We start from the raw sequence: 22,841 nt of genomic DNA, 5'->3' as shown, positions 1-22,841 counted from the left end.
AATAAGCATTGACAATGCCTTGTGGTTCGGCGTCTAATTTCTCGTTTATTTCGTCCAGCATTTGGGGTAGCAACATGAAACGCACGTATCAACCGTCCGTGGTTCGCCGCAAGCGCACCCACGGCTTCCTGGTTCGCATGAAGACTCGTGGCGGCAAGGCTGTGATCGCCGCACGTCGCGCCAAGGGTCGTCATCGCCTGTCCGTATAAGGTCGGGTAAGCGCTTTGCCGCGCTTTAGCCGTCAGCAGAAGTTGTTAAAAGCGGATGAGTTTTCATCCGTTTTTAATTTGCGCTGCTCGGTTCGTGGCGACCGCCTGCAGGTTCTGGCCCGCCCCAATGGGCTGACCCACGCCCGGCTGGGCATGGTGGTCGGCAAGAAGGTGGCGCGCCGGGCTGTCGCCCGCAACTATATGAAGCGCTTCGTCCGCGAGACCTTCCGTCTCCATGATGGCGACGTGAACGGACTGGATGTTATAGTCTGGCCGCGCTTGGCGTTTGGCCCGGAAGAGGCTGTAGCGGTGCGGGAAGAATTGTTGAGCCTGTTCAGGAGGCTCGCGAAGAAATGTCGCGCATCCTCGTCTTCCTGATCCGCATCTATCAGTACACGATCAGCCCGCTGCTCGGGCCTCGCTGCCGCTTCACGCCGTCTTGCTCGCAGTATGCGATCGAGGCCGTACAAAAACATGGCGTGGTGAAGGGGGGCTGGCTGGCCACACGCCGTATCTGCCGCTGCCACCCGTTCCACCCCGGTGGGCACGATCCGGTGCCCTGACCCGAACCAATACAGGACTTGCATGGAAACCCGTCGTCTTATCCTGTTCATGATTCTCTCGATCGGTATTCTGTTCGGTTGGCAGAAATACGAAGAGAAATACAATCCGAAGCCGCACGCCAGCGCATCCGCGCCGGCAGGCCAGGCGCCCGCAGCGGTCAACACCGCCGCGGCCGAAGCCCGCGTGGCCCTGCAGTCGGCCAGCCGTATGAAGGTCGTCACCGATCTGCTGAATGTCGAGATCGACGCCATGGGCGGCGATATCCGCAAGCTGTCGCTGGTCAAGCATGGGGCGGTGGAGGACTCGAAGCAGCCATTCACGCTGCTCGAAGACGGCAAGGAACGTGTCTACATTGCGCAGACCGGGCTGTTCGGCCAGAACCTGCCCAATCTACCGACGCACCGCACCCTGTTCAAGCTGCCGGCCCAGGCGGTGCAGCTGGCTCAGGGGCAGGATAGCCTGCAGGTCAAGCTCGAAGCGCCGGAAACCGGCGGTATCAAGGTCAACAAAATCTACTCCTTCAAGCGCGGCAGCTATGTCGTCGATGTCGATTACGAGATCGTCAACGGCTCGAACGCGCCGGTCAGCCTGTCGGCCTACTTCCGCCTGCTGCGCGACGGCCAGGCGCCGGTCGGCGACACCCGCATGGTGCATACCTTCACCGGTGCGGCGGTCTACACCGAGCAGAAGAAATTCCAGAAGGTCGATTTCAGCGCCGTCGACAAGGGCAAGGCAGATTTCGTGCCGGCCTGCGACAACGGCTGGATCGGCATCGTGCAGCATTATTTTGTCGCTGCCTGGCTGCCGCAACAGATCAAGCCCAGCGCCGGTGACGATTGCACCAAGCAGCCGGACCGCCGCTACGACATCAAGAAGATCGACAACCTGTATTCGGTCGGCGTGATCCGTGACCTGCCGGCGATCGCCCCGGGCCAGACCGGCAAGATCGGCATGCCGCTGTTCGCCGGCCCCGAGGAATACAGCGTGATCTCCAAGCTCGCGCCAGGCCTGGAGCTGACCAAGGATTACGGCATCTTCACCATCATCGCCTCGCCGCTGTTCTGGCTCTTGGCGCAGTGCCACAAGCTCGTCGGCAACTGGGGTTTCGCCATCATCCTGCTGACCATCATCGTCAAGGTCGTGCTGTTCCCGCTGTCGGCGGCCAGCTACAAGTCGATGGCGCAGATGAAGGCGCTCGCGCCGCGTCTCGAGCGCTTGAAGGAGCAGTTCGGCGACGACCGCCAGAAGATGCATCAGGCCATGATGGAGCTGTACAAGACCGAGAAGATCAACCCGCTCGGCGGCTGCCTGCCCATCCTGCTGCAGATGCCGATCTTCATCGCGCTGTACTGGGCGCTGCTGGCCTCGGTCGAATTGCGCCAGGCGCCGTTCGTGGGCTGGATTCACGATCTGTCGCAGCCTGACCCGTTCTATGTCTGGCCGCTGCTGCTGGCCGGCTCGATGGTGCTGCAGACGATGATGAGCCCGGCGCCGACCGACCCGATGCAGGCGAAGATGCAGAAGATCATGCCGATCGCCTTCTCGGTGATGTTCTTCTTCTTCCCTGTCGGCCTGGTGCTGTACTGGCTGGTGAACAACCTGCTGTCGGTTGCGCAGCAGAAGTTCATCGAGCATCAGCTGCGCAAGGCCAAGAAGCCCGCCTGAGCGACGCGCTGGCTATACTCGAACGGCAGACCGGCATGGTCTGCCGTTTTCGTTTCCCGACCTCAACCCGATTGACGCAAGCGAGCCCAACGATGATGACGAGCGATACCATTGCCGCGATTGCCACCGCGCCCGGACGCGGCGGCGTCGGCGTGATCCGCATCTCCGGTCCCGGTGTGGCGGCGCTTGCACAGGGGGTGCTGGGCAGGCTGCCGGCGCCGCGCCATGCGAGCTTCGCACGTTTCCGGGCTGAAGACGGTGATGTGCTCGATGAGGGCATCGCGCTCTATTTTCCCGGCCCCAACTCGTTCACCGGCGAAGATGTGCTGGAGCTGCAGGGCCATGGCGGCCCGGTGGTGCTCAAGCGGCTGCTGCGCCGCTGCGTCGAGCTCGGTGCGCGGCTGGCCGAGCCTGGTGAATTCAGCAAGCGCGCCTTCCTCAATGACAAGTTCGATCTGGCCCAGGCCGAGGCGGTGGCCGACCTGATCGACGCCAGCTCGGAAGAGGCAGCACGCTCGGCCATACGCTCGCTGCGTGGGGCGTTCTCGGGCGAGATCCGTACGCTGGTCGACCAGGTGATCAACCTGCGCATGCTGGTCGAGGCGACGCTCGATTTCCCTGAAGAAGACATCGACTTCCTCGAGGCGGCCGATGCGCACGGCAAGCTCAAGGGCATCCAGGCCCAGCTTGCCGCGGTGCTCAGGACGGCGCGCCAGGGCAGCATCCTGCGCGAGGGCGTGCATGTGGTGCTGGTGGGGCAGCCGAATGTCGGCAAATCGAGCCTGATGAACGCGCTGGCGGGCGACGAGGTGGCCATCGTCACCGATATCGCCGGCACCACGCGCGATACGTTGCGCGAGCAAATCCACATCGACGGCGTGCCGCTGCACATCATCGACACCGCCGGCCTGCGCGAGACCACCGACACGGTCGAGCGCATCGGCATCGAGCGCACCTGGGCTGCGATCGACAAGGCCGACATCGCGCTGATGCTGCTCGATGCGCGCCATGGCCTGACCGAGGGCGAACAGGCGATCCTCGCGCGCTTTCCCGACAAGCTGCGCCGCCTCAAGGTGTTCAACAAGATCGATCTGTCGGGCGAAGCAGCTGGGCTGTCCGAGCTCGGCGGCGTACCGGTGGTCTATCTGTCGGCCAAACGCGGCGAGGGCGTCGATCTGTTGCGCAGCCAGTTGCTGGCGGCCGTCGGTTACGAGAGCGACGGGCAGGGCGTGTTCATGGCTCGCGAGCGCCATCTCGACGCGATCCGCCGCGCCGCCGCCCACCTCGAACTGGCCGAATTGCAATACCGCCAGATCGAGCTGTTCGCCGAGGAACTGCGGCTCGCGCAGAACGCGCTTAACGAAATCACCGGCGAATTCACCGCCGACGACCTGCTGGGCGAGATTTTCAGCCGTTTCTGCATCGGCAAGTGAGGCCTGCCCCCGCCCGGTGTCCCGCCGATCCGTCCGCTCAGTAGAGCACGACCGAGCGGATCGACTCGCCGCGTTTCATCAGCTCGAAGCCTTCGTTGATGCGTTCGAGCGGCAGCGTGTGGGTGATCAGGTCGTCGATGTTGATCTTGTGGTCCATATACCAGTCGACGATCTTCGGCACGTCGGTGCGGCCGCGTGCGCCGCCGAAGGCCGAGCCTTTCCAGACGCGGCCGGTGACGAGCTGGAACGGCCGCGTGCTGATCTCGGCGCCGGCCTCGGCCACGCCGATGATGATCGATTGCCCCCAGCCCTTGTGGCAGCACTCGAGCGCCTGGCGCATGACCTGGGTGTTGCCGATGCACTCGAAGCTGTAGTCGGCGCCGCCGTCGGTGAGCTGGATGATGTGGTCGACGACGTTGTCGACTTCGTTCGGGTTGATGAAATGCGTCATGCCGAATTGGCGCGCGAGCGCCTCGCGGCGCGGGTTGAGGTCGACGCCGATGATCTTGTCGGCGCCCACCAGCCTGGCGCCCTGGATCACGTTGAGGCCGATGCCGCCGAGCCCGAACACCACCACATTGGCGCCCGCTTCGACCCTGGCGGTGAACACCACGGCACCCACGCCGGTGGTCACGCCGCAGCCGATGTAGCAGACCTTGTCGAACGGCGCGTCGGGGCGGATCTTCGCCAGCGCGATCTCGGGCAGCACGATGTAGTTGGAGAAGGTCGAGGTGCCCATGTAATGCAGCAGCGGCTTGCCGCCGAGCGAGAAGCGCGAACTGCCGTCCGGCATCAGCCCCTTGCCCTGGGTGGCGCGGATCGCCTGGCACAGATTGGTCTTGCGCGACAGGCAGAACTTGCACTGGCGGCACTCGGGCGTGTAGAGCGGGATCACGTGGTCGCCCGCCTTGACGCTGCTGACGCCCGGGCCGGTGTCGAGCACGATACCGGCGCCCTCGTGGCCGAGAATGGCCGGGAACAGGCCTTCCGGGTCGGCCCCCGATAGGGTGTAGTAGTCGGTGTGGCAGATGCCGGTGGCCTTGATCTCGACCAGCACCTCGCCTGCGCGCGGGCCTTCCAGATCGACTTCCTCGATGGTCAGCGGCTGGCCTGCTGCCCAGGCGACGGCGGCACGGGTTTTCATGGCTTGCTCCTTGGTGCGGGTCGTGACGGTGACGGACTCACTATAGTCGGGCGTGGGCCGGTATGCCTTGCAGCAGGCCGCCCATGCACATTGCCGGTGCCGGCTTGTGGCGATTGTCTGGAAAAGCTGACGCTACATGTGCTTTAGAAAAATACCTTTACGAATCAGCTTGTTGCTATGCCGTCGTGCGGTACGCCCAAGGACAACCAGCATCGATGCGTGTCTGGAGAAGCAGACACGGAGAGGCGTGTTTTTACTTAATGATTAGGTTGGCAGCTCTAATTCTGTCTGGATCGGCAGGCAGTTGCCCGCGGTGAAAACAGCCGTCAAGCCCTATGGGTTATCGAAAAATCAAGTAAAAACAATGAGCTGAACGCCCATGGCACGGCTGTTGCTGAGATGGAGGAAAACCCGCGGCCCACAGGGCGCAGAGGATGGAGACCATGACAGACTCGGCAACCGAGCTCAACCCGTATCGCATTGGCCTGGACCCCAATCCGGCCAACTATGTGCCACTTTCACCGATCACGTTTCTGGCGCGTTCGGCCAGCATATGGCCCGACAAGGTCGCCGTCATCCACGGCAGCCGCCGCTACAGCTGGCAGCAGGTGTATGAGCGCAGCCGCCGGCTCGGTTCTGCCCTGCAGCAGCGCGGCATCGGTGTGGGGCAGACGGTGGCGGTGCTGTGCCCGAACATCCCCGAGATGGTCGAGGTGCATTTCGGCGTGCCGATGAGCGGCGCGGTGCTCAATACCATGAACTACCGGCTCGATGCGCGCACGCTGGCGTTCCAGATCGACCACGGCGAGGCCGCGATGCTGCTGGTCGACAGCGAGTTTGCCGAGCTGGCGCGCGAGGCCGTGGCCATGGCGAGCCGCAAGCCGCTGCTGGTGGATGTCGTCGACAGCGAGTTCGATACCGGCGCTCGGGTCGGCCAGTTCAGCTACGAGCAACTGCTCGCCGAGGGTGAGGCGGACTTCGACTGGCTGCGCCCGGACAACGAGTGGGAGGCGATCTCGCTCAACTACACCTCGGGCACCACCGGCAACCCCAAGGGCGTGGTCTACCATCACCGTGGCGCCTACCTCAACGCGGTGGCCAACATCCTTGCAACACAGATGACGCACGATACCGTCAAGCTGTGGTCGCTGCCGATGTTCCACTGCAATGGCTGGTGCTTCGTCTGGACGCTCGCCGCGCTGGGCGGCACCTCGGTCTGTCTGCGCCGGGTCGAGGCGCGCGCCATGTACCAGCTGATCGCCGAACACCAGGTCAACACCATGTGTGGCGCGGCGGTCGTGCTCAATATGTTCATCAATGCACCGCAGGAAGACCGGCGCGCCTTTCCGCGCACTGTGCGCTTCAATGCGGCCGCCGCCCCGGTGCCGGTGCCGATCATCCGCGCGGCCGAGGCGCTCGGCTTCAAGGTGCAGCACATGTACGGCCTGACCGAGACCTATGGCCCGGCCACGCTGTGCCAATGGAAGCCGGCTTTCGATGGGCTGTCGGCGGACGAGCAGGCGCGTATCCTCAAGCGCCAGGGCGTGCGCTACCACATGCTCGAAGCGGTCAGCGTGCGCAACCCCGACACCATGGAGCAGGTGGCGGCGGATGGCGAGACCATGGGCGAGGTGATGTTTCGCGGCAACATCGTGATGAAGGGCTACCTGAAGAACGCCAAGGCCACACACGAAGCCTTCGCCGGCGGCTGGTTCCACTCAGGCGATCTTGGCGTCCTGCACCCGGACGGCTATATCGAACTGAAAGACCGCTCGAAGGACATCATCATCTCGGGTGGCGAGAACATCCCGTCGATCGAGGTCGAGGCCACCCTGTACCAGCACCCGGCGGTGCTCGAAGCCGCCGTGGTGGCCAAGCCCGACGACAAGTGGGGCGAGGTGCCGTGTGCCTTCGTGACACTGAAGGACGGCGCCGATGCCCCGAGCGAGGCGGAGCTGATCGCCTTCTGCAAGGCGCGCCTGGCTGGCTACAAGGCACCGAAGCAGATCGTGTTCGGCCCCCTGCCCAAGACCTCCACCGGCAAGATCCAGAAATTTCTGCTGCGCGACCAGGCAAAAGGGGCGATGCCTGCCTAGCCGGCGCACATCCGTGCTGACCCGTACAGAGGCCGAAGGCCCGGGGGCAGCGATCGCATGAGGACGCGATGCGCGGCATCGCGAAGAAGGAGACGACATGAGCGACATCATTCTGGAAACCCGCGGGCTCACCAAGGAGTTCAAGGGTTTCGCGGCGGTCAGCGAGGTGAGCCTGCAGGTGCAGCGGGGCCACATCCACGCGCTGATCGGCCCCAACGGCGCGGGCAAGACCACGGTCTTCAACCTGCTGACCAAGTTCCTGATTCCGACCCGCGGCACGATCGTCTACAACGGCGTCGACATCACCCACGAGAAGCCGGCTGACACGGCGCAACGCGGGGTGATCCGCTCGTTTCAGATCTCGGCCGTGTTCCCGCACATGAGCGTGCTCGAGAACGTGCGCATCGCGCTGCAGCGCAAGACTGGCCTCTCCACGCGTTTCTGGCAGTCGAAGAAGGTGCTCGATCAGCTCAACGAGCGCGCGATGCTGCTGCTGGACGCCGTCGGCCTGCGCGACTTCGCTGATACCGTGACAGTGGAGCTGGCCTATGGCCGCAAGCGGGCGCTGGAAATCGCCACCACGCTCGCGCTCGAACCCGAGCTGATGCTGCTCGACGAGCCGACGCAGGGCATGGGGGTGGAAGACGTCGACAAGATCACGCGGCTGATCAAGCAGGTGTCTGCCGGGCGCACTATCCTGATGGTCGAGCACAACCTAAAGGTGGTGTCGACGCTGGCCGACCGGCTGACCGTGCTGGCACGCGGCCAGATCCTGTCTGAGGGCGATTACGCCACCGTGTCGCGCGATCCGCGCGTCATGGAAGCCTATATGGGCGTATCGGTCGACGAAACCGAGGAGGCTCAAGCATGAATGCCCCACGAGATTTTTTCGGCAAGGAAGGCCCGATCATGGATATTGCCCAACGCCGCGACGAGATGCTGCGCATCGCCGGCCTGCATGCTTTCTACGGCGAATCGCACATCCTGCATGGCATCGACCTCGAAGTGCGGCGCGGCGAGCTGGTCACGCTGCTCGGGCGCAATGGCGCCGGCCGCACCACCACGCTCAAGGCCGTGCTCGGCCTCGTCGGCAAGCGCAGCGGCTCGATCATGGTCAACGGCCGCGAAGTGATCGACATGCCGACGCACAAGATCGCCCACCTCGGCGTGGGCTGGTGCCCCGAAGAGCGTGGCATCTTCGCCAGCCTCAATGTCGAGGAAAACCTGCTGCTGCCACCCAAGGTGCGCTCGGACGGCATGGGCCTCGATGAAATCTACGAGATGTTCCCCAATCTGTACGAGCGCCGCAGGAGCCAGGGCACACGGCTGTCGGGCGGCGAGCAGCAGATGCTGGCGATGGCACGCATCCTGCGCACCGGCGCCAACCTGCTGCTGCTCGACGAGATCACCGAGGGGTTGGCCCCGGTCATCGTGAAGACGCTGGGCACGGTTATCCGCAAGCTCAAGGACAAGGGCTACACCATCGTGCTGGTGGAGCAGAACTTCCGCTTCGCCGCGCCGCTGGCTGACCGCCACTACATCATCGAGCACGGTCACGTGGCCGAGATGATCGAGAAGAAGGAACTGGCCGCCAGCACGGACAAGCTAAACAAATACCTGGGCGTTTAGTGCCTGCGAGATTTGCCTACGGCAAATCCGCAGGGCACTTATCTGAGGCCGGCCCGTAGGGGCGGACTCAGGTGCATCGGCAGGCACAGGTGGTTCCGAGCCTCGCCGCAGGCGAGGGTTGGCAGGCAGGTATCCGGGGCTGGCCCCAGGTGAAGGGGGCCGGGCAACAAGCAGCATGGCGCGGGCAGGCGTGGCGCCACATAACAGGGGTGCACGGCCACCGGCCGGTGACACTCGAACAGAAAACATTCCAAGGAGACAACAGCATGACTCGCATGACCTCTCTCACCGCATCCCTTGCGCTGGCCTTTGCCTCCGGTGCCGCGCTGGCCGGCCCGGTATCGGGCGACAAGGTGGTGATCGGCGTATTGACCGATATGTCGGGCGTGTATTCGAGCGTGGCCGGCAAGGGCTCGGTCGCCGCGGCCGAGATGGCGGTCGCCGATTTCGGCGGCAAGGTACTGGGCAAGCCGGTCAGCGTGGTGTTTGCCGACCACCAGAACAAGGCCGACATCGGCGTGGCCAAGGCGCGTGAATGGTTCGACAAGGACGGTGTGGACATGATCGCCGACCTGGTCAACTCGTCGGTCGGCATCGGCGTGCAGAAGCTCGCCGGCGAGAAGAAGCGCATCACCATCAACAGCGGCGCCGGCTCGACCGCGCTGACTAACAAGGAATGTACGCCCTACGGTGTGCACTACACCTACGATACCTACGCGATGGCGAACGGCACGGGCCGCGCGCTGGTCAAGCAGGGGCTGAAGGACTGGTTCTTCATCACCGCCGATTATGCCTTTGGCCAGTCGCTCGAACGCGATACCACCAATGTGGTGAAGGAGATGGGCGGCAAGGTGCTCGGCAGCGTGCGCCATCCGCTGTCGACCGCCGACTTCTCGTCCTACCTGCTGCAGGCGCAGAGCTCGGGCGCCAAGGCGATCGGGCTGGCCAATGCCGGCAACGACTTCACCAACGCGGTGAAGCAGGCCAAGGAGTTCGGCCTGACCAACAGCGCCACGCTGGCGGGCATGCTGGTGTTCGACAGCGACATCAAGAGCCTGGGGCTGCCGGTTGCGCAGGGCATGATGTACACCACCGGCTACTACTGGGACATGAACGCCGATACGCGCGGCTTCGCCAATCGCTTCTACTCCAAGACCGGCATGATGCCGAACATGGTGCAGGCGGGGGTGTACTCGTCGGTGACCACCTACCTCAAGGCCGTGCAGGCCGCCGGCACCGATGATTCCGACGCGGTGATCAAGAAGATGAAGTCGCTGCCGATCAACGATTTCTTCGCCAAGAACGGCAAGATCCGCGAGGACGGCCGCATGGTGCACGACATGTATCTGGTGCAGGTGAAGAAGCCGGCCGAGTCGAAGAGCCACTGGGACCTGCTCAAGGTGCTCGAGACCATCCCGGGCGAGCACGCCTACCAGCCCTTGTCGAAGAGCGAGTGCCCGCTGATCAAGAAGAGCTGAGCGTTACTTCGCGATCGCCCGCCTGCCGCCGCCGAGTGCGCCGGGCGGGCCGATGCGGTGTCGCCGCTGTTCCCGCACAGGCCGGTCGTCCTGCCCGGCGCTGCCAGCCAGCGCTTAAGGGCCACGGCTGATCGCGGGGCATCACACCCGGATTCTGGAGGTAGGTTTCATGTCCACCCAAGCCCTGCTGTCGCAACTGATGCTCGGCCTCAACAACGGTGCCTTCTATGCGCTGTTGAGCCTGGGGCTGGCCGTCATTTTCGGCATGCTCAACATCGTCAATTTCGCGCACGGCGCGCTCTACATGCTGGGCGCCTTCGTCGCGCTGCTCGGCGCCGACTACCTCGGCCCCTGGCTCGGCAACCCCGATCTCAAGATGAGCTTCTGGCAGGCGTTGATTTTCGCCCCGGTCGTCGTCGGCACCGTCGGCGTGATCGTCGAGAAGACCATGCTGTCGCGGCTGTACAAGGTCGATCCGCTGTATGGCCTGCTGCTGACCTTTGGCCTCGCGCTGGTGCTCGAAGGCACCTTCATCGCGCTCGGCTTCAATGTGTCGGGCGAGCCCTACAGCGCCAAGCCCGAGAGCCTCGAAGGCGTGGTCAATCTCGGCTTCATGATGTTTCCCAAATTCCGCCTGTTCTCGATCACGCTGTCGCTCGTCGTCTGTTTCGGCACCTGGTACCTGATCGAGCGCACGCGGCTTGGCGCGCTGCTGCGTGCCGGCACCGAGAAGCCCGAGCTGGTGCGTGCCTTCGGCATCAATATGCCGCTGCTGATCACGCTGACCTATTTCTTCGGCCTCGCACTCGCCGGGCTCGCCGGCGTGGTGGCGGCGCCGATCTACTCGGTCAGCCCGAAGATGGGGGCTGACATCATCATCGTGGTGTTCGCCGTGGTCGTCATCGGCGGCATGGGCTCGATCGCCGGCTCCATTGTCACCGGCTTCGGGCTCGGCCTGATCGAGGGCCTGACCAAGGTGGTCTACCCGCCGCTGTCGAATACCGTGATCTTCATCATCATGGCCCTGGTGCTGCTGTGGAAGCCGGCCGGCCTGTTTGGCAAGGAGGCCTGACATGAGCAGGAATACCTGGATCGTACTGGCGCTGCTCGGCGTGCTGGCGCCGTTCGTGATCTATCCCGTGTTCGCGATGGAGATGCTGTGCTTCGCCCTGTTTGCGGCGGCGTTCAACCTGCTGCTCGGCTACGGCGGCCTGCTGTCGTTCGGGCATGCCGCGTTCTTCGGCAGCGGCGCCTACCTGTGCGGCGTGGCGGCGCGCGACTGGGGGCTGACGCCCGAGCTCAGCATCCTGCTCGGTGGTGTGGCCGGATTGGTGCTGGGGCTGGCGTTCGGCCTGGTGGCGATTCGCCGCCAGGGCATCTACTTCGCCATGGTGACGCTGGCGCTGGCGCAGATCGTGTTCTTCGTCGCGCTCAAGACCCCCGTTACCGGCGGCGAGGATGGGCTGCAAGGCATCCCGCAGGGCAAGGTGTTCGGCCTGATCGACCTCGCCACCACCTACGAGGTGGCCGGGCAGAGCCTGCCGCTCAATCTTTATTACTTCGTGTTTGCCGTGTTCGCGGCCTGTCTGTGGCTGATCTACCGCACCGTCAACTCGCCCTATGGCCAGGTGATGGCCGCGGTGCGCGAGAACGAGCCGCGTGCGCTGAGCCTCGGCTACCGGGTCGACCGCTACAAGCTGGGGCTGTTCGTGATGTCGGCCGGGCTTGCGGGCGTGGCCGGCGCCACCAAGGCCATCGTGATGCAGCTCGCCTCGCTGACCGACGTCAGCTGGCAGATGTCCGGCGAAGTGGTGCTGATGACGCTGCTGGGCGGCATGGGCACCATCACCGGCCCGGTGCTCGGCGCGGCCATCGTGCGCTGGCTGCACAACCAGCTGGCCGCGCTCGGCGCCACCTCGGCCGATCTGTCGCCGCTGCTCAAGATATTCCTGTCGGTCAACGTGGTGATCGGCCTGATCTTCATCGCCAGCGTGCTGCTGTTCCGCCGCGGCATCGTCGGCGAGCTCGGCCGGCTGTTCAAGCGCTCGTTCTGACCCTGGATCGCGGTCCCGGCATCGCCGGCCGGGCCCACTGCCTGTTTGCACAAGCTTCGACAACAACACGAGGAAGAGACATGAACCAAGCTGGATTCAAGCTCAAACTGGCCGCCGCGCTGGTGTCGCTGGCGCTGGCCGCCTGTGGTGGCGGGGGCGGTGAGGGCGATGCGCTGAGCGGCACGCTCGGCGGGACGGCGGCGACCGGCGCCGCCATCGCCGGGGCCACGATCAAGCTCAAGGATGCCAACGGCACCGAGCACACCGCCACGACGGGCGCCGATGGCAGCTTCAGCATCAATCTCGACGGCCTGCACGCGCCGCTGATCATCGAGGTGGCCACGGCAGACGGCGTGCTGCTGCATTCGCTGGCCAATGTCGGCGACCTCAAGGGGCCGGTCAACGTCAACCCGGTCACCGAGCTGGTCGTCCAGCGTGTGCTCGGCGCCAATACGGCCGCGGCCTACCAGCAGGCGGCACAGAAGGCGCTGGCGCAGGACAAGCTCACGGCCGCTGACAGCGAGGTGCGCCAGGCGCTGATCGATGGCGGCGCGCTGCCCAAGGATTTCGCCGGCGATTTCCGCCATGGCGCGATGCAGATCGGCGACGACCTCGACCGCACGCTCGACACGCTCGGTCTGCTCAAGGAGGCCACCGTCGGCAACAGTGGCGCGCTCAACCTCAAGCTGATCAACCGCAAGCCGGCCTTCATCAACGGCGACGTGGTCAAGCACAGCTACGACGGCGCGAGCGACGACCTGCTCACTGCTGGCCTCGGCAAGAGCGGCCTGGCCGGCGCGCAGCCGCTCTACGCCAACGCAGCCCAGCCGACAGCCGCCGAGCTGCGCCGCAACGCGATCTGGAACCAGTATCGTGCGCTCGTCGACATCTCCGCCGCCGGTGGCTATGGCCGGCTGTGGGGCCCCAATATCGACAGGAACGGCGTCGATACCCAGACCGAAGGCAAGATCGCCGGCACCGAGTACACGGCCTATGCCGGCGACCGCTCGGGTAACGAGAATGTCGTGCTGATGGTGCAGGTGCCGGCCAGCTTCGATCCCCAGGCGCCATGTGTGGTCACCGCCACCTCGAGCGGCTCGCGCGGCATTTATGGTGCGATCGGCACGGCCGGCGAGTGGGGACTCAAGCATGGCTGCGCCGTCGCCTACAGCGACAAGGGCACGGGCGCCGGCGTCTACGATCTGACCGCCGACACCGTGATGCTGCAGGACGGCACGCGCACCACGGCCGATGCCGCTGGCAAGTTGTCGCACTTCACCGCGCGCCTGTCGGCCAAGGCACGTACCGATTTCAACGATGCCTATCCCAACCGGCTGGCGGTCAAGCACGCCCACTCGCAGCAGAACCCCGAGCGCGATTGGGGCCGTAACACGCTCGATGCGGTGCGTTTCGCCTACTACGTGCTGAACGAGCAGTTCGGCTCCGATGCCGGCAACGGCCTGCACTACCGCGATGGCGTGAAGCCCAAGAGCACGCTCGTCATTGCCTCCAGCGTATCGAATGGCGGCGGCGCCGCGATTGCCGCCGCCGAGCAGGATGGCGGCGGCCTCATCAATGGCGTGGCGGTGAGCGAGCCCAATGTGCAGCCCGACAAGGTCGACGGCCTGAGCATCAAGCAGGGCAGCACGGTGGCGCCGCTGATCGGCAAGCCGCTGATGGATTACATCAGCTACGCCAACCTGTACCAGCCGTGCGCCGCGCAGGCGAGCTCGATCGCCGGCCTCAACGCGCCCTACAACACCGTCAACGTCGCGCGCGCCGCCGAGCGCTGCAGCCAGCTGGCCGCCAAGGGGCTGGTGAAGGGCACGACACTGGTCGACCAGGCGCAGGATGCGCTTGACAAGCTGCACGCCTACGGCTGGACGCCCGAGAGCGACGTCGCCCAGCCGTTCCAGTACGCCTTCAACGCCACGCAGGCCATCGCCGTCACCTATGCCAACGCCTATGCCAGGGCCAGCGTCGCCGACAATCTGTGCGGCTTCAGCTTTGCCTATGTCGATGCCACCTTCAAGCCGACGGCAGTCAACCAGACCGCGCTGGTGCGCGCCTATGCCACGCTCAATGGCGTGCCGCCGTCCGACGGTCTGAGCCTGATCTACAACGCGAGCCTGGGCGGTGCGATCCGCGAGGACCTGGCCTTCAACGCGGCCGGCAAGCAGGACTACAACCTTGACGGCGCGTTGTGCCTGCGCCGGCTCGCCACCGGCATCGACCCGGTCAGCGGTGCCAGGCTGACCGGCCAGGACAACGCGCTGTACGAGCATGTGCGCGATGGTGTGCGGCAGACGCTGCGTAGCGGCAAGCTGCACGGTAAGCCCGTGCTCATCGTCACCGGCCGCTCGGATGCGCTGCTGCCGCCCAACCATGCCTCGCGTGCCTACGTCGCCGCCCACAAGGCGGTGGACGGCGCCAGCAGCAAGCTCAGCTACATCGAGGTCACCCATGGCCAGCATTTCGACGCATTCCTTGCCAGCGGCGACATTGCCGGCGTGGCGAGCGGCTTCGGCACCCGCTTCGTGCCGGTGCACTACTACTTCAACCAGGCGCTCGATGCCATGTACGCCTATTTGAAGAACGGCACGGCGCTGCCCGCGAGCCAGGTGGTGCGCGCTACGCCACGTGCCGCGCAGGCCGATCAGCTGACGACGGCTAACCTGCCTCCGATCGTGAGCACGCCGGCGGCAGCCGATGCCATCGGCTTCAGCGCCAACACGTTGCTGATACCCCAGTAAGGGATCGAGATTCTGTCCACGAAAGGCAAGAAAAGCGGGACCACCCGCGAACGCTGTACGAAAGCGTTGTTTCCATGTCGAGTTAGACCGGCGGGAGCGCCCGTCCCCGCCGGTACTTTTTCGACCTTCCGCGTTCGGCCTGCGCCCGATCTGGCGCCACTGCCGGGCGAACACCAGCCGACATAGGTTCCATATGCGACTCAAAGACAAGGTTTCCATCATCACTGGCGCGGCCAACGGCATCGGCCGTGCCACTGCACTGAAGTTCGTGCGGGAAGGCGCACGCGTCACGCTCGCCGACCTCAACCAGTCCGCGCTCAACGACGTGCTGGCCGATATCCGTGAGCTCGGCGGCGACGCCATTGCCTGTGTGGTCAACGTCACCAGCCAGGTGCAGATCGACGACATGGTGCAGCGGACGCTCGCGCGCTGGGGCCGTGTGGATGTGCTGGTGAACAACGCCGGCATCGTCGCCGACGCCAGGCTACAGAAGATGACCGACGAGCAGTTCGACCGCGTCATCGACATCAACCTGAAGGGCGTCTATCGCTGCACCAAGGCCGTGGTCGACATCATGGTCGGGCAGGGCAGCGGCAGCATCCTCAATGCCAGCTCAGTGGTTGGCCTCTACGGCAACTTCGGGCAGACCAACTACGCCGCTGCCAAGTTCGGCGTCATCGGCTTCACCAAGACCTGGGCCAAGGAGCTCGGTCCCAAGGGCATCCGCGTCAACGCGGTGTGTCCGGGCTTCATCGCCACGACGATACTCGACAGCATGCCCGAAAAGGTGATCCAGCAGATGGAAGAGAAAGTGCCGCTGCGCCGCCTGGGCACGCCGGAGGAAATGGCGAACGTCTACGCATTCCTCGCCTCGGACGAGGCCAGCTACATCAACGGCGCCGCCATCGAAGCGACAGGAGGCGTGATGCTGTAACACGGCGCGCGCAGAATACTCTCCTTGGACACGCGGCCTCCCGCCATTTGGGGCCGCGTCTTTTTTAGTACCGATGAGCTTGGCACCCCGCTTGCGGGGCGCCAAGCCATCGAGTACTTATCTGCCCTCAGCCCCACAGGGGCTGGGGGCAGGCGTACCTACCGCTCCACCCCGCTTGCGGGGCGCCAAGCCATCGAGTACTTATCTGGCACGGGCCCTGCTACGCGGGAAATGGTGCAGTGCGCCTTAGAAGCGCCAGCCATAGCCTACGCTGAGCACGTAGGGATCGAGCTTCAGTTCGGTGACGGTCGAGCCGGCGCTGTCCTTGACGTCGGTCTTCATCCAGATCTTCTTGGCGTCGAAGTTGACGAAGCTGCGCTTGTCGATCGAGATGTCGAGGCCGGCTTGCAGCGCGGGGCCGAAGCTATTCTTGTCGATCGTGAGCGCGCCGTTGGCGAGGCCGATGCGGTAGAAGCGGGTGTAGTTGAGGCCGGCACCGAAGTAGGGGCGAACCGTTGCCTCAGGCGTCGGGTGGTATTGCACGGTCAGGGTCGGTGGCAGCACGCTGACCTTGCCGAGCGATGCGCCGCCGAGCGTGACTTCGTGGCGCGATGTGCCGAGGATCAGTTCGACCGCAGCATTTTTGTGCACGAAGTAGGAGAAATCGAGTTCGGGAATCGTGTCGTCCTTGACGTCGAGATTGGACAGCTTGGACTTCACATCCGGCTTCACGTAGGCGATGCGGCCACGTACTAGGATGTCGCCTTGGTCGGCGTGTGCAACAGTCGGCAGAACGAGGGCGGCGCCCAGCATGGCCATGGCGAAGGTCTTCATATTTCTCTCCCAGAGCGTTATTTGATCGTTGTCATGAATAACCATGAACGTAGTCAGGATATTCCCGCCCGCCGCCCACAACTTTGACTCACGTCAAATCCGATGGTGCGCCGCAGCGCAAATGTTGCGCTGAATCAAATTTTCGATCCCCGGAAAGCCACAATCGACCCACCCTCCGTCGCCACGCACAATCGTCGCTCAGGCAAGGAGATGGGCATGCAATGGTGGCTGGATTTGGCGCTGGGGATGGGGCTCGGTTTCGTTGGTGGCTTGTTTGGCATCGGCGGTGGCCTGATCGCGATCCCGGTGCTGGCCATCGGTTTCGGCCTCGACCAGCAGTTGGCGCAGGGCACGGCGATGCTGATGATCCTGTCCAATGTGCTGGTGGCGATCCGCCGTTACGCGGCTTACCACCGCATCGAGCCGCGCGAGGCACTGTTGATGGGGGCGAGCTCGATGGGTTTTGCCTGGTCGGCTTCGCTGCTCGCGCTGTGGATCTCGGCGGCGGCGCTTGCCAAGGCGTTTGCATTGTTCCTGATGGTGCTCGCCGGCTATCTCGCCTGGCAGCTGCTGCGACCGGGGGCGCCCAAACCCGGGGCTATCCTGCCGGAGGCTATCCAGCCAGGAGCGAGCCGGTCGGGGGCGCCGCAGCCTGGGCCTGCCGTGTCGCGGTGTTGGCTGGGGCTCGTGGGGGCGCTGGGGGGCGTGCTGTCCGGCTTGTTCGGCGTGGGCGGTGGCGTGGTCGCGCCGCCCATCCTCACGCGCTGGTTCGGCAAGAGCCAGACCCAGGCGCAGGGGCTGGCCTTGTGCTCGGTGGTGCCGGGCGCGGTGATCGGCCTGGCGACCTACGCCTTGCATCAGCGCGTCGACTGGTGGCTCGGCCTGCCCTTGTCGCTGGGCGGCCTGTTCACCGTGCCGGCCGGCGTCAGGCTCGCCCATCGGTTGCCAGAACGGCAGCTGCGCCTGATGTTTTGCGGCCTGATGCTGCTCACCGGCACGACGCTGCTGCTCCGCTAAGCAGCGGGCTGACTCAGCCCTGTGGACGAGTCACGGCAGGGGGCTGGCTGCCGCCGATGCCGAGCATCCCGAGTATCATCTGACGGCGGAAGGCGAGCAGGAAGGCCACGTGCAGACCGGCCAGCAGCAACGTGCCATTGGCGATGGCTTCATGGGTTTCCTCCAGCCATTCGTTCCGCTCCCCGCCGGGCAGCAGGCCAGCCTCATCCGATTCGTGCCCGTCGTCATCGGCATGCGCGGCCGGCACGGCCTGTGCCGCGGCGAGCGTCAGCAGGCGCGCATTGTCGACCATCATCATGCCGGTGACCGACGAGCCCACGATGCCGGCCAGCAGCGCCAGCGTCAGCAGGCGGCCAAGCAGGCCGACGCCGGGCTGCCGCAGCATGGTCGTCGACGGCAGCAGCGGCGGCAGGCCGCGCAGGCGGACGATCCACAGCACCACCCGCAGCGCCACCACGGCGATAACGGCATAGCCGAGCCAGGCGTGCAGCAGGCCCTCTTCCTCCGCCGTGACATAGGCCAGCAGGAAGCTGCCCGCGAGCAGCCAGTGCAGCAAACGGAAACGGTTGAACAGTGACATGATCGTGCTCCCGGGCAACAGATGACAGGAGCAGCTTACGGCGCCGAGCTTATGGCGGGCTTAGCGCCGGCAGAGGGCACATCGCATTGCGAGCCCCGCAACACGGGGCCAGTGCGCCGGGGAGGGGGCTGCGCGGCCTTAGTGCCCCGACAGCAGCCGCATCACGCGCGCCGTCATACCATCCGGCGTGAGCTTGGCCAGCCCGTACATCAGCCGGATCGGTAGCGAGACCGGGTTGTGCAGGCTGCGCCGGCGCGCCAGGCCGACGATCTCGTGGGCGACCTGGTCCGGCGTCAGGTTGACGCCCAGGCGCGAGAAAAAGCGTGATTCGCTGGTCTGGCCGTCGATCATCGCGGTGCGCACAAACGGCGGCATGATGTCGCACACGGCGATGCCGTCGCGCCCCCACTCGGCCGCCAACGCCTCGGTGAGCCCGCGCACGGCAAACTTGGTGGCCGAATAGCTGGCGAAATCGGGTGTGCCGAAGATCGCCGAGGCCGAGCTCAGATTGATCAGCAAGCCCCGTGCGGCCTTCAGATAAGCGTGGGCCGCGTGGGCGCAGTTGATGACGCCGGTCACGTTCACATCGACCAGCTGCTTGTGGCGCGCCAGCGCGATGCTCTCGAAGCGCCCCACGCTGAGCAGGCCGGCATTGTTGACGAGCACGTCGAGCGTGCCTGCCGGGCAGAATGCGGCAAGCGCCGTCTGCACCTGCGCGGGCTCGGTCACATCGACCCGATACGCGCTCGTCTGCGGGCCGAGCTCTGCCGCTAAGGCTGCGAGTGGCGCCAGATCGAGATCGGCGAGGCCAACGCGCCAGCCCGCTTGGGTGAAGGCTACGGCAGTGGCGCGGCCGATGCCCGAGGCGGCACCGGTGATGAATACGGAGGAGCTTGGCGTCTTCAAGGTGGTCGCTTGTCATGGTCGGGATGATGGAGCGCCAAGCATAGGGGCGCGGCGGGGGCCGTGGAATGATGTTTGCGGCTGTCTGATCGATAAAAACGGACAAGGGCTATTTAGGTGCCGTCAGCTGGGGCGGGTGCTTTGCCTCTGCATCGAGCCAGCTCTTGAGTACCACGCCGAATACGGTAAACAGGCCCGCCGTGATGGCGACGGCAAGCGGAAGGTAGACGTGCCACGACTGGGCGCGCCGCATCTCGCGATCATGCAGTTCGACGGTGTGCAGCAGCAGTCTGGCCGCATAGTCGGGCGACAGGACGCGGATTTTCTGCTCGTTGCGTGGCGTGGCGGGCAGGGCATCAGCCCAGCCCCAGCGCCGCCCATTTCTCGTAGAACGTGGCGCGCGAGATGCCGAGCAGCTTGGCGGCTTCGGTCTTGTTGCCGCCGACGGCCGCCAGCGCGTTGCGGATGGCCTGGCGCTCCGCCTCGGCCACGACCTCGGCCAGCGGCTTGACCGGGGTGCTGCCGATGGCGGTATCGGGCAGCAGGCGATCGAGGTCGGGCGCGTCGATCACCAGGCTGTCGGACAGCAGGCTCGCCTGTTCGAGCACATTGCGCAACTGCCGCACGTTGCCGGGCCAGACCTGGCGCGCGAGCCGGGCCAGCGCCGCATCGGCGACACCACGGCGCGGCAGGCCGGTGCGCTCGGCGATCTGGCCGAGGATGGTGCTGCACAACGACGGCAGGTCGCCGATGCGCTCGCGCAGCGGCGGCAGGCGGATCGGCAGCACATTGAGGCGGTAATAGAGGTCGGCGCGGAACTTGCCCTCGGCCACCAGGCAGTCGAGATCGTGGCTGGTGGCGGCGATCACGCGCACGTCGATACGTACCAGCTGGTTGCTGCCGAGCGGCTCGATCTCCTGCTCCTGCAGCACGCGCAGCAGCTTGGCCTGCAGGCCGGGCGACAGGTCGCCGATCTCGTCGAGGAACAGCGTGCCGCCGTCGGCAATCTTGAATTTGCCGTCGCGCCCCTTGCGCTCGGCGCCGGTGTAGGCGCCGCCAGCCGCACCGAACAGCTCGACCTCGAGCAGCGTCTCGGGGATGGCGGCGATATTGAGGCCGACGAAAGGCAGGTCGGCGCGCGGGCTGGCCGCGTGGATGGCCTGGGCCAGCAGCTCCTTGCCGGTGCCCGTCTCGCCCAGCAGCAGCACCGTGGTGTCGAGTGCGGCGGCGCGCTGCGCGATCCGTTTCATGTCTTCGCAGGCCGGGCTGCCGCCTACGATGTCGTCGAAGCTGTAGCGCGTCTTGCGGCTCTGGCCGAGCTGGCGCCGTGCCTGCTCGAGCTCGGCCTGTAGCAGCTTGAACTTGGCCATCAGCGGCTTGAGCGGCTCCCAGCGCTCGTACAGCAGGATGCCGACGGCGCCGATGATGCGGTCGTCCTGGTCCTTGATCGGAAAACGGGTGACGACGAAGACCTGATGCCGGTAAGTCATGAAATCGAGCAGGATCGATTCGCCGGTTTGCAGCACTTCGCGTAGCCGCGAATGCGGGATCAGCGCCTCGACCGGCAGGCCGATGGCGTCGAGCGGGCTGTGCAGGCCGAGCAGGCGCGCGTAGCGGTCGTTGATCCAGACCACGCGGCCATCGGCGTTGATCATGATCGCCCCTTCGAACTGGCGCTCGAACAGGTCGTAGAAGATGTCGCGCAGCGTCGGTTGCAGCCGCGCGGGCTCGTCATGCGGCGTCAGGCTCAGGTCGATGGGCATGGTGCTAGCTTATTGCGTCGGCGGGTGTCTGGCAATCCGGACACAAGCAGGCCGGTGGTGCCTGCCACTCTTGCGCCATGGCATGGCCAATGGGGGTGCAGGCCGCGCGTGTCTGTCGCCCGGCGCTATAATGCACGTCGTTTTCCCGCACTTTCGGCCCTGTCATGTCGACCTTACTGCGCGGCCTCGTCCGCAATCTCGCTGCCGCCCTGCGCATGCTGGCGTTGCGCCGCGTCGACGTGCGCGATTTCCTCTGCACGCCCGAGCAGTTCGTGCTGCTGACCTTGCTGTCGCTCGTCGGCGATATCGGCTTCGACATGGTCGAGCACGGCAGCGCCGGCCACCTCGACTGGCAGGCGCTGCCTTTCTATCTCGTCTCCCCAGCGATCGATCTGCTGATCGGCCTGCTGCTGGCACGGCTGTTCAAGCGCCGGCGGCTGTTGCTGTGGTGGCCGGTGGCATCCTATGCCGTCTTCTTCTGGCTCACGCTGTTGTTGCTGCCCATCGAGTGGTGGCAGGCGCGGCACGGCCTGATGGCCGATACGCTGGCGCGGCCCGGCATGGCGTCGCTCGCCGCCACCGGCTGGGCGATGCTGGTCTTGCTGCTGGGCCTGCAGCGGGCGCTGGCCATCTCGCTGCGGCGCACACTGCTGGTGCTGGTGGCAATGCTGCCGCTGCAGGTGCTGGCTGCATCGGCAATGTGGGAGCGCTCGCTCTGGCACAGCACCGCCGAGGCGACCTCCGCCGCCGCGCCGGTTGGCGACGCGGCGAATGAGCCGTCCAATGCACCCTTGCTGCTGGGCGAGGATTTTCTCTACGACGAAGGCCCCTTGCTTGACCGGCAGCTTGCCGCACTGAAGCCGCAGCGTCCCGGCGTGGCCGATACCTATCTGCTGGCCGTGGCTGGTGACGCAGAGCAGCGCGTGTTCAAGCACGAGGCGGTCGAAGTGCAGAAGCTGTTCGACGAGCGTTTCGGCACCGCCGGGCGCTCGCTGCTGCTGATCAACAGCGACGATACGGCCGGGCGGCAGCCGCTGGCGACACGGACCAGCATCGAGCGCGCGCTGCTGCGCCTCGGCCGGATCATGGACCCGGGCGAGGATACGCTGGTGCTCTACCTCACCTCGCACGGCAGCTCCGAGCATGAATTCGTGCTGAGCTACGACCCGCTCGACCTGCCGCCGGTGACGCCGGCCTGGCTCAAGTCCGCGCTCGACCGTGCCGGCATCCGTTGGCGCATCGTCGCGGTGTCGGCCTGCTATTCGGGCGGCTTCATCGCCCCCCTGGCGAACGACGACAGCCTGCTGGTGACGGCGGCCGACAGCACCCACCCGTCCTTCGGCTGCGAGGACAGGGAGGATTTCACCTATTTCGGCGAGGCGATGTTCAATCAGGCGCTGCGCCATACCGACGATTGGCTGGCTGCGTTCGAGCAGGCCCGTAGCGCCATCCGGCAGCGTGAGCTGAAGGAAGGCTACGAGCCATCCAACCCGCAGCTGTTCGTCGGCCAAGCGATGCGGGCAAGGCTGGCGCATCCCGCCGTGGTGCAGCTCACGGCGGCCGGGCGCTAACCCACTGGGCCATCCTGCGGCCGCTGGCCGCCATGGCGGCCTGCCATTCCGCCGTTTGTCCGGCACCAGCGTGGCGGGCACGGCTTTGCTCCTGTTTTCATATATTTGCTTCTCCTGATGCAAGGCATTCTGGTTTCGGCGTCAGGCTGATCTTTATCCAGCGCCTGCCGCGGCGGTGCCTCGCCTGCCATGTGCCTCTTGTTATAGCCGCTAC

At 65.4% G+C, this 22,841-nt stretch carries 21 protein-coding genes; 15 read left to right on the top strand and 6 right to left on the bottom strand.

The window, feature by feature from the left end:
* The first annotated feature begins 74 nt into the window (after nt 1-74).
* The 5 genes from rpmH to mnmE all read left to right on the top strand — a co-directional run bounded on the left by rpmH (nt 75) and on the right by mnmE (nt 3,871).
* Complete coding sequence (gene rpmH, locus ABWL39_RS14920) at nt 75-209, top strand: 50S ribosomal protein L34 (RefSeq protein WP_367792806.1); 135 nt, start codon at nt 75-77, stop codon at nt 207-209.
* Between the two features lie 15 nt (nt 210-224).
* Nucleotides 225-587 (top strand): ribonuclease P protein component, encoded by a 363-nt coding sequence (gene rnpA, locus ABWL39_RS14915; protein ID WP_367792804.1) that lies wholly within the window; start codon nt 225-227, stop codon nt 585-587.
* A complete protein-coding gene (yidD, locus tag ABWL39_RS14910) occupies nt 563-772 on the top strand; it encodes a membrane protein insertion efficiency factor YidD (protein ID WP_367792801.1) in 210 nt (69 codons plus the stop codon). The genes rnpA and yidD overlap by 25 nt, the downstream gene beginning before the upstream one ends.
* A 22-nt stretch (nt 773-794) precedes the next feature.
* Nucleotides 795-2,438: a membrane protein insertase YidC gene (gene yidC, locus ABWL39_RS14905; protein ID WP_367792798.1), complete on the top strand. Its 1,644-nt coding sequence runs from the start codon at nt 795-797 to the stop codon at nt 2,436-2,438.
* A 92-nt stretch (nt 2,439-2,530) separates the two neighbouring features.
* Nucleotides 2,531-3,871, top strand: coding sequence for a tRNA uridine-5-carboxymethylaminomethyl(34) synthesis GTPase MnmE (gene mnmE, locus ABWL39_RS14900; protein WP_367792795.1), 1,341 nt, complete (start codon nt 2,531-2,533; stop codon nt 3,869-3,871).
* A gap of 37 nt (nt 3,872-3,908) precedes the next feature.
* Here the strand turns inward: mnmE and ABWL39_RS14895 are convergent, their stop codons facing one another.
* Complete coding sequence (locus ABWL39_RS14895; RefSeq protein WP_367792792.1) at nt 3,909-5,015, bottom strand: S-(hydroxymethyl)glutathione dehydrogenase/class III alcohol dehydrogenase; 1,107 nt, start codon at nt 5,013-5,015, stop codon at nt 3,909-3,911.
* Nucleotides 5,016-5,458: 443 nt separating this feature from the next.
* On the opposite strand from ABWL39_RS14895, the gene ABWL39_RS14890 reads away from it, so the two are divergent.
* The 8 genes from ABWL39_RS14890 (at nt 5,459) to fabG (ending at nt 15,959) form a co-directional block, all read left to right on the top strand.
* On the top strand, nt 5,459-7,111 hold the full coding sequence (locus ABWL39_RS14890) for an acyl-CoA synthetase (RefSeq protein ID WP_367792789.1): 1,653 nt from the start codon (nt 5,459-5,461) through the stop codon (nt 7,109-7,111).
* Nucleotides 7,112-7,208: 97 nt separating this feature from the next.
* The gene (locus ABWL39_RS14885; protein WP_367792786.1) at nt 7,209-7,982 is read left to right on the top strand and encodes an ABC transporter ATP-binding protein; all 774 of its coding nucleotides are present in this window, start codon (nt 7,209-7,211) and stop codon (nt 7,980-7,982) included.
* Between the two features lie 38 nt (nt 7,983-8,020).
* The gene (locus ABWL39_RS14880) at nt 8,021-8,740 is read left to right on the top strand and encodes an ABC transporter ATP-binding protein (RefSeq protein ID WP_367792932.1); all 720 of its coding nucleotides are present in this window, start codon (nt 8,021-8,023) and stop codon (nt 8,738-8,740) included.
* Nucleotides 8,741-9,006: 266 nt separating this feature from the next.
* Entirely contained in the window at nt 9,007-10,218 is a 1,212-nt protein-coding gene (locus tag ABWL39_RS14875; RefSeq protein WP_367792783.1) for an ABC transporter substrate-binding protein, read from the top strand.
* Between the two features lie 169 nt (nt 10,219-10,387).
* The gene (locus ABWL39_RS14870) at nt 10,388-11,290 is read left to right on the top strand and encodes a branched-chain amino acid ABC transporter permease (RefSeq protein ID WP_367792780.1); all 903 of its coding nucleotides are present in this window, start codon (nt 10,388-10,390) and stop codon (nt 11,288-11,290) included.
* Nucleotide 11,291: 1 nt separating this feature from the next.
* Nucleotides 11,292-12,272 carry a branched-chain amino acid ABC transporter permease gene (locus ABWL39_RS14865; RefSeq protein ID WP_367792777.1) on the top strand — a complete coding sequence of 327 codons (981 nt, stop codon included), beginning with the start codon at nt 11,292-11,294 and terminating at the stop codon, nt 12,270-12,272.
* A gap of 80 nt (nt 12,273-12,352) precedes the next feature.
* Nucleotides 12,353-15,025: a 3-hydroxybutyrate oligomer hydrolase family protein gene (locus ABWL39_RS14860; protein WP_367792774.1), complete on the top strand. Its 2,673-nt coding sequence runs from the start codon at nt 12,353-12,355 to the stop codon at nt 15,023-15,025.
* Between the two features lie 193 nt (nt 15,026-15,218).
* Nucleotides 15,219-15,959, top strand: a complete 741-nt coding sequence (gene fabG / locus ABWL39_RS14855; protein WP_367792771.1) for a 3-oxoacyl-ACP reductase FabG — start codon at nt 15,219-15,221, stop codon at nt 15,957-15,959.
* A gap of 246 nt (nt 15,960-16,205) precedes the next feature.
* Here the strand turns inward: fabG and ABWL39_RS14850 are convergent, their stop codons facing one another.
* The gene (locus tag ABWL39_RS14850; protein ID WP_367792769.1) at nt 16,206-16,793 is read right to left on the bottom strand and encodes an OmpW family protein; all 588 of its coding nucleotides are present in this window, start codon (nt 16,791-16,793) and stop codon (nt 16,206-16,208) included.
* A gap of 216 nt (nt 16,794-17,009) precedes the next feature.
* Between ABWL39_RS14850 and ABWL39_RS14845 the strand changes: the two genes are divergently transcribed.
* Entirely contained in the window at nt 17,010-17,810 is an 801-nt protein-coding gene (locus ABWL39_RS14845; RefSeq protein WP_367792767.1) for a sulfite exporter TauE/SafE family protein, read from the top strand.
* Between the two features lie 13 nt (nt 17,811-17,823).
* Here the strand turns inward: ABWL39_RS14845 and ABWL39_RS14840 are convergent, their stop codons facing one another.
* The 4 genes from ABWL39_RS14840 to ABWL39_RS14825 form a co-directional block, all read right to left on the bottom strand.
* Nucleotides 17,824-18,390 (bottom strand): cytochrome b/b6 domain-containing protein, encoded by a 567-nt coding sequence (locus ABWL39_RS14840; protein ID WP_367792764.1) that lies wholly within the window; start codon nt 18,388-18,390, stop codon nt 17,824-17,826.
* Nucleotides 18,391-18,528: 138 nt separating this feature from the next.
* Entirely contained in the window at nt 18,529-19,296 is a 768-nt protein-coding gene (locus ABWL39_RS14835) for an SDR family oxidoreductase (RefSeq protein ID WP_367792761.1), read from the bottom strand.
* A 106-nt stretch (nt 19,297-19,402) separates the two neighbouring features.
* Nucleotides 19,403-19,546: a hypothetical protein gene (locus tag ABWL39_RS14830; protein ID WP_367792759.1), complete on the bottom strand. Its 144-nt coding sequence runs from the start codon at nt 19,544-19,546 to the stop codon at nt 19,403-19,405.
* Nucleotides 19,547-19,649: 103 nt separating this feature from the next.
* On the bottom strand, nt 19,650-21,056 hold the full coding sequence (locus tag ABWL39_RS14825) for a sigma-54 interaction domain-containing protein (protein ID WP_367792756.1): 1,407 nt from the start codon (nt 21,054-21,056) through the stop codon (nt 19,650-19,652).
* A 164-nt stretch (nt 21,057-21,220) separates the two neighbouring features.
* Between ABWL39_RS14825 and ABWL39_RS14820 the strand changes: the two genes are divergently transcribed.
* Nucleotides 21,221-22,627, top strand: coding sequence for a C13 family peptidase (locus ABWL39_RS14820; protein WP_367792753.1), 1,407 nt, complete (start codon nt 21,221-21,223; stop codon nt 22,625-22,627).
* Nucleotides 22,628-22,841: the final 214 nt, after the last annotated feature.

Origin of the sequence: Chitinivorax sp. PXF-14 (genome assembly GCF_040812015.1) — a bacterium.
Taxonomy (GTDB): domain Bacteria; phylum Pseudomonadota; class Gammaproteobacteria; order Burkholderiales; family SCOH01; genus JBFNXJ01.
This window is presented reverse-complemented; position numbering and strand designations above follow the sequence as displayed.